Source organism: Streptomyces sp. ADMS (assembly GCF_033441795.1).
GTDB lineage: Bacteria > Actinomycetota > Actinomycetes > Streptomycetales > Streptomycetaceae > Streptomyces.
Genome location: NZ_JAVFVX010000088.1, coordinates 1 through 12,734, shown reverse-complemented (window position 1 = coordinate 12,734; position 12,734 = coordinate 1). Strand labels below are relative to the sequence as shown.

Below are 12,734 nucleotides of genomic sequence, written 5' to 3'. Positions count from 1 at the left end.
CCTGCGCTGCGGCAAGGTCACCACTGAGCCTTCGGGCGTGAGCCGCACGGTTGCCGGAGCGATCGACGATGGCCTTAGCGCCGCCGCCTCCCCTTGGGGGTTTCGGGGTGAGGGTCCGCGCGGCCCAGGGGACAAGCAGGTGAGAGGCTCGTGGGGCGGGACCCTCAGGCATGACGCAGGGAGTGCCTTTCTTCCAGGGCGCCCCTGAGGTGCCGGGCGTCGACCACGTCGCTACCCCCCAGAATCGCCCGTTTGGCGGCCGACTCGGCCGCCTTGACCAGTTCTGCGTGGCTCAGCCGTTCGGTGAGAGCGGCCAGATCAGGCCACGCTACAGCGGAGGTGTCCATCGCGGCGAGCCTTCGCCGAAGAACCTCGATCGCCTGGTCAGCGGAGGGCGGGGCGTACAGGATCGCCAGGTCGAACCGACGGAACAGGGCACCATCGAGCAGTTGCCGGTGGTTGGTGGCGGCCACGACAAGTGATTCGGCGGGGGCCTGGTCGAGAAAGAGGAGGAAGGAGTTGAGGATACGGCGCGCTTCGCCAACGTCGTTGCCAGCGGCGCGGTCCGCTCCCAGGGCATCGAACTCGTCGAAGAGGTAGACGGCGCGGGTCTCGGCCGCAGCCTCGAAGATCAACCGGAGCTTGGATGCGGTCTCGCCCATGAAGCGACTGATCAGGCCGTCCAGGCGGATCGTGAACAGCGGCAGCCCCAGTTCTTTTGCCAGTGCTTCCGCAGTCATGCTCTTCCCGGTTCCCGGGGGCCCGGACAACAGGAGACGGTGGACCGGGGTGAAGCCGAAGCGCTCCAGTCGGCTTCGCTGACGCTGCTCGTGCAGGACCTTCTCCAGCAGTGCACTGGCCTCGGCCGCAAGCGTCATGTCCGACAGACGAATATCTGGGTAGTCGGCCGTCAGCAGGCTCGCGAGCTCGCCGCGAGGCTGTACCACCGGCGTGGGAGTCGGGCGACGGGTGATCTTCTGGGAGCGGGAGGAGTCGATCAACTCTCGGAGCTCAGTCGCGATCCGGGTGTGGCCCTGGCGTGCGGACTTGGCTGCAACCTGGAGGGCGATGCTGTAGAAGCGATCGTCGTCACCCTCGGCATGGGCGCCGAGCAGCGCTTTTAGATGGTCGGCGCTGGCCGTCATCGTCCACGCCTCCCTCAGCGACTCGTCCTGCAAACCTAGCGAGGGCCTACGACAACCGTGCTCCCCGGACTTCCCCACCTCTTGGGGCCCGCCTCATCGTAGTTCTTCCCCGTCGGTCGAGGTTCTCTCTTCGGCGCGAAGAGAAAGAGGTGACGGATCCCCCGCCGGATTGGCGAGGAGGGTCAGAGAGCTGCTCCGTCCCGCACAGCGGTGAGCGGAAGGTCTCGTCGAGGGAGATGCATCCAGCCCTCGACCGCAGCCATGGCATGCTCCTCCTCAGTGGTCGGCGAATGGGTCATCCCACACGCTGCGGCCCGTGCGACGACCGCCGAGATCAGGGCGTCCAGGTCGTGGTCGCTGGCCACACACCGGTCACGAACCCGGTCGGACAGGTCCAGGTCTAGACCGGCCTCAAGACCGGCAAGAATCCGGGACCGCGCAGCCGTGGCATCCTTGCCCTTATAAGTCCCCTCCTGGGCAAGTCCCCACTGGACCAGCGCGAACGCCGGGTAGACCTCGACAACTGGACCGGAGCCGTCGCGCGGTACCGCCGGACCGCCCTCGGCCAGCCGAGCCAGCAGACCGACCGCGCGGATGGCTACGATGCCGAGCTTGTCTGCCGACACCGACAGCGGACGCTGCTTGCCCGCCCCAGTGCGCTTCCAGGCCACGTCATCGGTCAGCCGGTGAGTGAAGGCATTGCCGAGTCCGGGGCGACCGTCGGCGCACGCTGCGTGGTTAGCGAGCGCAGGTAGCTCGACGCCGGTCCGATGCGCAGTGAGCAGGGCGATGAAGGCAACCGGCCAGCCCAGGGGCGAGTCCAGCCCCGTCTTGTCCGCGGACCGCATCGCTGCCAACAGGTCGTCGTCATGCTTCGCGGGAAGCAGTTCAGCCGTAGGTCGCCGACCCCACGTCACGCGGCACACGCCCGTGATTCCGGTGCGCCCGGCCAGATCAACGCCCACCGTCACCATGGCGCCGTCCTCCACTACATCGTCGGCCTGCGCTATCACGGGCTTCACCTTCATTTGGAACTCCCCTCCGTGTCCTGTGCGGGTTGTGCACGGATCAGTCACAGCGGCGCTGCCCTATGGCGGTGGTCGCAGCGGCACAGAGTCCGCCGCGGCCTACAAGGGGAGGAACGGGCTAGGTTTGCCGTGCCAGGAGATGCGCAACGCGTCGCGGGCTCGGGTGGTGGCGACGAAGAGCTGGTTGCGGCTCTTCTTGAGTTCGCGCTCGTACCGGTTGGGGTCGGCCGTCTCGTACTTCTCGATGAGAGAGGCTCGCGGGAGGATGCCGTCGCTCGCGCCGATTACCGCGAGCTTCTGGTACTCAAGCCCCTTGAACCGGTGCATCGTGCCGATGTGGACCTCGCCGCCGCCCTGCGGGCCGTCCTTGGTGAGGGTCGCCGTGGTGATGCCGTGCTTCATCTCCAGGTCGGCGGCGACGCGGCCAGCCATCTCGCCGTCGGCGACGCAGACGGCCATCGTGCCGCTCGGGTCGCGTACGGTGCCGTCCTCGCCGGGCTGCGTGATGTCCGCGCGCCACTGCTTGAGGGCCTCGGCGAGCTGGGTGATCTCGTCGGTCCAGTCGGCGCAGGCGACGTACTCGGGGGCCGGGCCGTGCAGCAGGGAGTGGTAGCCGTCGAGGGCGTCGGTGCCGTCGTCGAGGTCGTCGTAGGTAGCCCCGCGGACGACCTTGGCGGCCTGGTCGAGGATCTCCTGGGTGGTGCGGTAGCTGAGCGTCAGCTTCGAGGCGCGGCCGCGGATGTGGACGCCGACGGTGGAGAGGGTGACCTGCCGGTCGTAGATCCGCTGGTGGGTGTCGCTGGCGATGAACAGGTCGTTCGGGGGGCCGGATGCGACCATGGCGCGCAGCATCTTCCAGTGGGCGGGGCTGAGGTCCTGGGCCTCGTCGACGACGATGTGGCGGTAGCGATGACGCAGGTAGCGCATCGCGGAGCTGTTGTCGTCGAGGTGGGCCAGGTCGCCGCCACCGATCTCCGCCTTGTGCTCCGCCCGGGCCTGGATCTTGCGGGCGCGTTCCATCTCGTAGCGGGCCGCACGTTCGGCGGCCTGGGCCCAGGTCTCACGGCCCATGCCGTTGAGGCGCAGGGTGAACTGGTCGAGCAGCTTCCAGATGACGGCGCGTTCCGGGCGGTTCAGAGCACGGCCCATACCGGCGCGGCGTGCCTTGAAGTAGTCCTGGCGGGTGGCCAGGGACTGGCCCAAAACGATCTGTTCCCATTCGTCGAAGAGGAACTCGGCGTCCCAGCGCTGCTCGTCGTGTTCGAAGAGGACCTCGCGCAGCACATCCAGAGCTCGGTCGTCGGAGATCAGGCTGCGCTGCGCGCCGGGCGCGGTGTTCTCGTTCAGAACGCTTTGAGCGAGCTGGTCGATGTGCTTGATGTCGACCCGGCCCAGCAGCGCCGGGTCCATGAGTGAGGTGAGCCGGGAACGCAGGTCGGCGGTGAGGTTCTTGGTGTACGTGGTCAGCAGGATCGGCTTGCCGTGGCCGGGCGGCAGAGCCGAGGCAAGGCGGGCGACGCGGTGCAGGGCGACGATGGTCTTGCCGGTGCCGGGGCCGCCGCTGACCCGGGCGGGGCCGCTGTAGTTCCGTTCGACGGTCTTGCGCTGGGTGGGGTGCAGGTAGACCTTCCAGGCGCGGAAGTCGCCCTCGGCCAGGACGTTACGGATGTCGTCGTCGACTGTGGTGACCGCGGTACGGGTGAGAGCCGCCGCCATGTCGTTCTCGAAGCCCGGTTCGAGTTCGGTAGAGGCAGGCTCGGTGATCTCACGCTCGACCTCGTCCACGGACATGCCGGAGCCGAGTCCTGTGAGGACCTCGGCGGTCAGACGCGGGGCGCCGGCGATGAGTTGGTCGAGTTCCTCGTCGGTCGTGACGGTGAGGGCGAGGTCGATGAGGGCGTCGGCGACACCGAGCCGACGCAGGTCCTCAGGGGTGCACCCACCGAGGAGGGGTTCGGCGGGGGTGGCCCGTTGCTCCGTCACAGCGGGTGTGGGCGTGGGCTCGGCCGGTGCGACGTGCTCGTCCGGGGCCGGAGTGAGCTGGAGTCCCACGCGCTGGAGGACGCTCTGGCTGACGACGCCGAGGTCGACGAACTCGATCTCGCCGGTGATCCGGTTGATGGCGACGGTGAGTTCTTCGTAGACGTCCTTGCGGTGGCGGACGGCTACGATCAGCCACTGCTGGATGCCATCTGCGCCGACCCCCGCCCGGGCAAGGAGCGCCCGGTACGAGCGGTCGATCTTGGCACGGAAGATCCGGCCGTCACCCTTGAGAGGCTTGAGGTCAAGGCTGGGGTGATCCGGGTCGAGACGGAACTGGTGGCAGAAGTCGTAGAACTTCGTCTTGACCGACGAGTCCATCTTGTAGAGCTCGTTCTCGGCCTTCTGATAGAGGCTCAGGCGTGCGGTCATCGGGCAGCACTCTGTTCTTCGGAGTCGGGACGTGCGGTGACGTCGGGGAGCACGGTCAGCAGAGCGTCGAGATCGGCGAGCCAGTCGTCGGCGGAGCGGATGGTGAACCCGGCGTCGCGGTAGGCGCGCCAGGTCTTGTCGCTCTCCTCGTCCGCCTGGTCGTACGGCTCGGCCATCACGGCGATCCGCAGGTCGCCGTGATCCCAGGCGAAGTCGGCGAGCCAGCCGCGCTCGCCGAGCTCGTAGCCGTAGGCGGGGGCCTTCTTGCCGCCGTCGGCCAAGGTGTGGGCGAGGCGAGTGAGGGAGGCTTCGGGCTCGTCCTCGTCGAGGTATTCGAGGATCTGCCGGTCCCACAGCAGATCACGTACCGCTGCTTCGAGAGGAGTCTCGTTGGACGCCTCGACGGGCACGGGCTGCGGTGCGGGCACGCCGGTGCCGTACCGCACGACGAGGGACTCGAGTTCGCCGAGGCCGCCGAAGGCCTTGAGGATCGAGGTGTCGAAGCGGCCCGCGGTGGCGGTGGTCAGTTGGACGCCGTCACCGCCGTCGTGGGCGAGGAACTGAAGGATGTTCGACCACTGGAGCCAGGAGCGCCAGCGCGTCTTGTGTTCGGGCGTGCCCAGCTGGTCGCGTGCAGTGTCGTCAAGGCAGGCCAGGGCGGACCAGCGGCCGGTGGCCCCGTCGACGAGGAAAGCGACGGGGAGACCTGACTCGTCGCAGGTCTGGAACAGGTTGAGTGTGCCGGTGCCTTGGACTGGCGCCGGGTCGATGCCGTCGGTGCCGCCCCAGACGTCGAGGAGACGGTCGAGCGTCTGGCGGGTCTGGTCGGGAGTGCCACTGCCGACGAGGATCTCCTTGCCGGTCCCGAACAGTCCGCCGACCACTGCCGATGCCCGCTTGCCCCAGGCCGCGTCGTCCGGACTGCGCAGGTAGGCGAGCAGCAAGGTCATCGGGTCGGTGAAGGCGGTGGCAGCAAGATCGTCGCCACCGCGTTCTGCGTAGAGCTGCTTGGCGAGGTCCTGGGCACTGCGCGGATACGGCGGCCACACAGGCTCGGCTGCCTCCCGCCCCGCAGCGGACTCCGCCGTGTTCGTCTGCCGCTCGAAGGCGTTGAGGTCGTCCCAGGTGAGCTGGAAGACGGCGCGTCCCTCGGACCGGAGCCGGTTGCGCTTGTCGGCGTCGCCGGCGAGTCGGTTGTGACGGCGGGTGGCGTGGTAGCGGTGTCCGTCGAGGTAGACGGTGATTTTCTGCTTGGGGCTCTGCTTGGGGCCGTCGACACGTTCGAAGGTGAAGTCGGTACGGGTGTACCCCTCGTTGCGCTGAGCGGTCAGGCGCCAGCCGTGCACGGTGCCGACCTCGTCGAGACGCAGGTAGGCGCTGTTGTCGCCGCTCTCCTCCAGGACGGCGTCGGCGCGTTGTCCGGCCCAGCCGCGCAGGGCTTTGAGGAAGCGTGCCTCCAGGTCGGACTCGACCTGTCCGTCAAGACCGATCTGGTCGGTGTTGCCGACCTTCTTGGTGTCCCAGGCGTCGGTGTCGGTACCGAGGAGTTCGTCGAGGATCTCCAGGGCGGCCTGGCGGGAGACGCGCTCGATGTACTGCTCGTCGGCGTAGAGGTACAGACAGAGGTGGCAGGCCTGCACGCCCTCCCCATTGCAGGGGCACTCCACGAGCAGCCGGCGCGCACCCTCCAGCACCTCTCGGAAAGCCGCGGGGTCGGTGAGGCGGTCGAGGTAACCGGTGCCGTGCGGGAGACGGTCGTACAGGACCAGGAAATGCCGTGTCTCCGCGGTGTCACGGTCCGGCATGGTGGCCAGGGTGGTGGCGAGGTGCTGCGGGTCGCCGCCGAAGGCGCCGTCCACGCCCAGGCGCAGGGCTGCCTGGAAGGAGTGGACCTTCTCCTCGACGAGGACGGTCGCCGCAGGCAGCAGGATGCGCAGCGCTTCGGTCTCCAACTCGTGGGCGAGCAGGACCGGTTCCTGGGCCACACCCTTCTTGCCGCGCCGCAGCGGGCACCACGGGGTGTGGTGCTTGAGTTCGCGCTGACGGTTGGCGGAGTTGTCGACGGCGTCCCGGTCGTCGTCGAAGACCGGTCGTCCGTCGGCGCTCGCGGCTCCGCAGGCGGTGCACACATGGAAGGGGGCGATGCGCACAGGCTTCCCGGCGAGCTGGTCGTTCTCCTGGGCGCCGATGCTGAGCGGTCCGGCGTTGATACGGCGGATGACGGCGCGGCGGGTGTAGTCGACGCCGAAGATCTCTTTGGTGTGCCGCCAGGACTTGCCCACCGCGAAGTCCTTGGGGTCGATGTCGACCATGTCGACGACGGTGTAGAAGCGGCGGTCGCGGTCGTCGCTCTCGTCGCCGATCCTGGCGTCCTCCCGCTTGTCGCGGGCCGTCACGACACTGGGCTGGACGATCTGCCGCAGACATCCGGAGTCGGCGATGCCAGTCTCCTCGCAGCGCGGGCAGGGCATCGTGTCGTTCTCGGCGTTCTCGGTGCGGACGTAGCCGCACGAGGGGCAGAAGCGCCAGTGGCGCCAGTCCTGGTCCCGGCCGGTGACGATGTCGATGCCGGTGATCCGGTGCTTGTAGCCCTCGGCGTAGAAAGTGTTGCCGGGGGCGAGTTCGGACAGGGCGAAGCCGCGCGGCCGCCCGTAGGAGAACGACTTCGACTTGTAGCGAGGCCGGCCCTCGGGCGTGGTGCCCTCGGGCCAGAAGACGGTGGCGTCGAGGGTGGTCGTGGCGTCGATGAGGGCATAGTTGGGCAGCAGGCCGAGGTCGCACAGCACGGTCTGGGCGGGCTGACGCTGTCGCGTGGCACCCTGCCTGGAGATGGCGCCGAGCTCGGCCTCCAACTCCGCCTTGGTACTCGCCTGTTCGTCGTCGCCGTCCTTGGGGAGCTCGTCGATCGCGGAACGGATCGTACGGATACGGGTGCGCAGCTTCTGGTTCTCGCGCTCCCACTCCCGCTCGGCCTTCTCGATCGCGCTGCGGATGCCGCGTACCGCGTACTTCTCCAACTCCTCCTTGGCGGTGTCGCTCACGCCGGTCGGGAAGAGCGCCAGGAAGCCCGCGACGAGCTCGTCGCCGTGGGCGAGGGCGGCGTCGGTGAAGTCGGCTAGGTAGCCGGAGGGGCCGAAGAGTTCGTCGACCCGGCGCGACAGGGCGGCCAGCGGCCTGCCGTCCTCGCGCAGCAGCCGGCCGCGTGCCGCGAGATCGAGGAGATGGGCGGTGTACTGACGGCGCAGGATCTCGATGGCCGACAGATACGAGCCCGGCGGCACGATCCGCCCGTCGATCATGTCCCGCGGCCGGTCGAGGAAGTACAGGTCTCGGCGGGAGCGGTCGGGGATGGTCAGAAGGAAGGCGTTTCCGGTGCGGCGCCCGGCTCGGCCCGCCTGCTGGGCGTAGTTGGCTGGCCGGCGCGGCAGGGCGGCGAGGACGACGGCGGACAGGTCGCCGATGTCGATGCCCATCTCCAGGGTGGGCGTGCAGGACAGCACGTTGGGGTCGTTGAACCCTTTGCCGTTGCGGAAGGCGTCCTCGACGCGTTCGCGCTTGCCACGGGAGAGCAGACCGGTGTGCTCGGCGGTGATGACCTGGTAGGTGCCGGCTCGCCGGTACAGGCTGCGGTAGTAATCGTCGCGGTAGTCCCGGTCCCGGTCGTGGCGGTCGACGGTCTCCAGCCATCGGTCACCCGCGACCAGCCGTCCCTTCGCGCAGCGATACGCCTGGCAGGGTTGCCCGTGGTACTGGGCCAGAAGCGAGGGGTGGACGGTCTGCTCCCAGAAGCACTTCGGGCAGCGCACATACGCTTCGTTGACCTGGGCGTGGGTCAGCAACTGCAGGCGGATGGCGCCCGGTTGAAGGCCGTACAGGCGGGCGGTCGTGTCGCTCGGGGTGCGCGCCGCGAGTAGCCCGGCGTCGGTGAGCCGAGGCAGCAGCCGCACCCAGAACTCGTCGGCCTGCTCACGGGTCATGTCGAGGCAGCGCTGCGCCCAGGTCTGGTACCAGGACAGACGTCCGGCGGCGAAGTCGAACTCGCTGCTCTGCTTCGGCCGCGCGAGCAGGAAGCTCGGCGCGGAGACACCCTTGGGGAAGGCCTTCATACCGCGCGGGCGGCCACCCCAGATGAAGTAGCGGCTGGTGCCCGCCTCGTCGAGGAACTTCTCCAGCCACCGGTGCCCGACCGCGCCCCGCGTGCGCAGCCGCTCCAACAGGCCGCGCAGGAAGGCCAGATAACGGACGTCGTCGTGTTCGGTGAGCGCCAGCCCGCGATGGGCGGCTTCCTCATGGGTGGCACGTACGAGCGCTACGGCCGCCCGCTCGTCGGGGATCTCCACCCAGGCGGCCGCGGTACGGGTCAGTTCGAGGGTACGGCCGTTGCGGGAGCGGTGACCGAACTCCATCACGGCCTCGAACGCGAACCGTTCACCGATCAGGTCCCAGGTCTTCCTGTCGCCGCCCCGTCCCGCACCCGACAGCAGACGCGCCACGCCCGTGTCGTCATGGAGGTCCGGCGGTACGACGGCGGCGAGCGTCTCACGGTCGGTGGTGGCTGCGACGACATCGGCGACGAGGTCGTTGAGCGCACTGGGCCCCTGCTCGCTCAAATGCTTGGTGAACAGGGCCCGCAGAGAGAAGGTGTACGAGCGGGAGGCGACGAATCCGGCCCGGTGCGCGGCGTCCTGCACCGAGTCGTTGAACATCAGCGTCTTAGCCTTACGCTGCTTCTCGTCCATCTCCCCGCCGGTGAACAGCTGAGTGACGGACGCGGCGGCGAGCGCGGCGGCCCCCGTACCGACGAAGCGGATTGCGTTGTGCGTGCCGCAGGCCGGGCACCAGTCGTCCTTGGCCGCGCGTTCCGCGGTGTCGCCGAGCTGGACGAGGACGAAGGCGGAGTCGGGGCCGGCGGGCGCCGGGTTGCCCTCGTCGTCGTAGTCGCCCTGGGGATCGGGCAGACGCAGGCGCTGGGACAGACCGTCGAGCACCATGAGCACGCCCGCGCCGCCGGTCGTCAGCGACTTCTGCGCCGTCGGGTCCATGGCGGTACGGCCATTGCCCTCGCGGGCCTCGTTGTCGGCGGCCGCCACCAGGGTGCGCACCTTGGCCTTGTCGGCGGTGACGGTGGCCCGGCGTATCTTGTGGGCCTCGAAGTTCAGCTCCTCGAAGTCCGACTCGGGGGCGAGGACCGACCACCCGGAACGCCCGCACTCGCGGCAGTAGACCGCGGGCAGGAAGATCTTGGTGTCGCGGGAAGTGGTGGTGTCCGGCGTCGTACGCGACTGGCTCTGCGCCCCGGCCATGTCCCACGCGAACTCGGCCCTCGGCCAGGGCAGTACACCACGCAGCATGCGCGTGACGGACCGCGCCCACTGGTGCACCTCGATCTGGACGAGAGGGCGGCTGATCGCGGCCGGCGTCTCCGGGGCGCGCGCCTCGGACAGCAGGGCGACGAAGCGGGCGAGTGCCAGCGCGGCGATCTGCGGCCGTGTCGTGATCGCCTCGTCCCAGCTCTTCGCGCCACTGCGGCGCATCACGTCGAGCACCTCGTCGTAAGTGCGCACCGTGCCGTCGAAGGCGTTCAGGACCGCGTACGTGAGCCTGTTGCGCTTGAGCGCGGCGCCGAGGGCAACCGGCTCGGTGACACGGCTTCCGGTGACGGCCTCGGCGAGGTCCGCGAGCGCCCCAGGGCCGGAGGCCGGGTCCGGCAAAGCGGTCAGGGTCTCGGGGGGGCGTGGCCTGGCCGGGAAGGAATCTCGCGTCCGGGATCGACTCGTCCTCGCCGAGGATGAACTCGTCCACCGTCAGGCGGTCTTCGCCGACGATCGCGTCCTCGGTGAAATCGGCGCCGAAGACGTCGGTAGCGACGGAGAGAAGTTGGGCCACGCCGTCGGCGTCGGTGCCGGAGGCGAGGGTCGCGGAGGTGGCGACGGGGGTGATCGAGCCTAGCGGCTTGCCGGGCTGGTTGGCGTCGACGGCGATGGCGAGGCGGCGCAGCAGCATGGCCACGTCTGTGCCCTGCGCGCCGTCGTAGGTGTGGAACTCGTCGACGACCACGTAGCGGATGTCGCTGCCGTCCCACAGCGGTGCGTCGGCGGCACGCTGGAGGAGCAGGTCGAGCATCTTGTAGTTGGTGATCAGGATGTCCGGCGGGGACAGTTGCATGTCCTGGCGGCGGGTGTACACCCGGTCGTAGTGCGTCGCCGCCTTCTCTCCGATGTACAGGCCGGCCCGTACGCCGCTCAACTCGTCGTAATCGGTGAGGAGTTGGTTGATGCGGGCCGCCTGGTCGGTGGCCAAGGCGTTCATCGGATAGAGGAAGACCGCCTTGACCCCGTTGTTCCCGGCCGCGCGTTCACGGGCGCAGTGATCGAGTACGGGGTACAGGAACGACTCGGTCTTGCCGGAACCCGTGCCTGTGGTGACGAGGGTGGGCTTCGGAGTGTGGCCGTTCTTGGAGGTGAGGCGGGCGAAGGCGCGGGCCTGGTGGGCGTACGGCGTCCAGCCGTCGGTACGTACCCAGTCCAGGTGCTGCTGCCAGCCGTCGTCGGCCGGAGTGAAGGGCGTGCGGAGCCGGAGGTACGGTCCTCGGAACATGCCCGTCGTCTCGTCCCCGAGGAAGGAATGCAGGGCCTTTCGGGCGCCCTCGTCCGCGAGGCCGTACGTCGTGGACAGGTACTGGAGCAGGCTCTCCTTGAGTCCCTGTGCTTCGAGGGTCGGCCTCACGGGGTCGGGACCTCCATCTTTTCAGGGTCCCACAGGCCCTTCGCCACGGCTTCGTCGAGGCGCTTCTTGAAGTAGGCGTGGGCTTCGCGCATTTCGCGTTCTCGGTTGGCCTTGTAGAAGGGGGCGGTGTAGCCGTCGGGCACGGGGTTGCTGTCGGAGGCATCCAAGTAGGCCTGGAACTGGGTCCAGTGGTCCTTGGTCTGGTCGAAGCCGTATGTGTCCCGCCTGGCCGCAATTTTGCGCTCATTGGCATCGAACGATGTCACGTCGTCATAGCCCTGAAGTACAGGGAATCGGGCCCGATACATAACGATGAGCGTGTCCGCGTCGATGCCGAGCCATACGGCGACGAGCGCGTCGATCTCGACTAGCGCGGCGCGGCGAGCGTACTCGGTACGCAGCGGGGTGTCCCGCTGCCAGATGGGGGTGACAGCGTGCAGGTCAGTTCGCATGCCGGGCCAGGTGATCGCCCATGGCTCGTAGGCGGGCCACTTGGGATCGTAGAGATCGGCCCAGAGATCAGCATAGGCGGTAGTCAGGGCGTTGAGGCGTAGGGTGCGGAGGAGGAGAGCAGGGGCCAGCGGGTGGCCTGACTGCGGCGCCGGAAGACGCCGCGCCTGTGTCACGTCCAGATGCCCGACCCCAGCGGTCCGCAAGAGGTAGTCCACAGGAAGAGCAGCCATGAACCCGGCGGTGAGTACCGTGAGGTGGGGTGACGTGATGCGTCCGGAACGCACTGCATGAACGTGGCTTGTGCCTGGAGGGATCAGCGCTCCGTAGAGCGCACGCTCTGTATCGAACGTGACCCTCTCACGCCACGCCGCCCGATACCACGCGCTGTACGGCATCCCCGCCTTGTCTCGCAGGAACGCCTCGATCTCCCCCGCCTCGACTTCCTCCTCCGGAATCTTCCTCTTTCCCGCAACCCGGGCCCGAGCCTTCTCCCACTCCTCGTCCGACGCGAGCAGCGCCTCGTATGCTTTCCCGTCGGTCCACTCGTCTTGGGCACCCAGGAACACCTGGGGCGTCGCCACGCGCTTGTACTCCGACTCGGGTACCTCGTCGTCGGCAATGGCCAATGGGTCGAGCCCGCGCCTCTCACCCTTACCCTGGCTGGGCTGCTTGAACATCGGGTTGGCGACGTCAATCTGCACGCCCTTGAGGATGACGTCATCCCATGACGCCGCGTGGTAGTCTTCCTGGCCGTCGATGCCGGTGTTGTAGTCGATGAGCCGCTGGTTTCTGTCCGGGCCGAACTGCGCCTTCTTAGTGGTCCGCTCCGGAAATCCTTCGGGGGTTGATCATGTAGCTGGCTCGGCGGAGGATTCTTCCTGGTGATCGGCGGTGTGCCGGTCGAGCCTGGCCAGCAGATCGTCCAGGTCGGAGGTGGTGAACTTCCACTGGAACGGCTGTGCCGTGGCGT

General features: G+C 68.4%; 5 protein-coding genes and 1 pseudogene. All 6 read right to left on the bottom strand.

Annotated elements, in window-relative coordinates; translation table 11 throughout:
- Positions 1–164: 164 nt before the first annotated feature.
- The 6 genes and pseudogenes from RB628_RS29705 to RB628_RS29680 all read right to left on the bottom strand — a co-directional run bounded on the left by RB628_RS29705 (position 165) and on the right by RB628_RS29680 (position 12,465).
- Entirely contained in the window at positions 165–1,145 is a 981-nt protein-coding gene (locus tag RB628_RS29705; RefSeq protein ID WP_318323620.1) for an ATP-binding protein, read from the bottom strand.
- 182 nt (positions 1,146–1,327) lie between these two features.
- Positions 1,328–2,173 (bottom strand): DUF429 domain-containing protein, encoded by an 846-nt coding sequence (locus RB628_RS29700; protein ID WP_318323619.1) that lies wholly within the window; start codon positions 2,171–2,173, stop codon positions 1,328–1,330.
- A 99-nt stretch (positions 2,174–2,272) separates the two neighbouring features.
- Positions 2,273–4,585 carry a UvrD-helicase domain-containing protein gene (locus RB628_RS29695; protein WP_318323618.1) on the bottom strand — a complete coding sequence of 771 codons (2,313 nt, stop codon included), beginning with the start codon at positions 4,583–4,585 and terminating at the stop codon, positions 2,273–2,275.
- Positions 4,582–10,296 carry a DUF1998 domain-containing protein gene (locus tag RB628_RS29690; RefSeq protein ID WP_318323617.1) on the bottom strand — a complete coding sequence of 1,905 codons (5,715 nt, stop codon included), beginning with the start codon at positions 10,294–10,296 and terminating at the stop codon, positions 4,582–4,584. The genes RB628_RS29695 and RB628_RS29690 overlap by 4 nt, the downstream gene beginning before the upstream one ends.
- 256 nt (positions 10,297–10,552) lie before the next feature.
- Positions 10,553–11,182 (bottom strand): annotated as a pseudogene (locus RB628_RS29685) (DEAD/DEAH box helicase); the annotation flags it as partial.
- A 125-nt stretch (positions 11,183–11,307) separates the two neighbouring features.
- On the bottom strand, positions 11,308–12,465 hold the full coding sequence (locus tag RB628_RS29680; protein ID WP_318323616.1) for a hypothetical protein: 1,158 nt from the start codon (positions 12,463–12,465) through the stop codon (positions 11,308–11,310).
- Between the last annotated feature and the right edge of the window lie 269 nt (positions 12,466–12,734).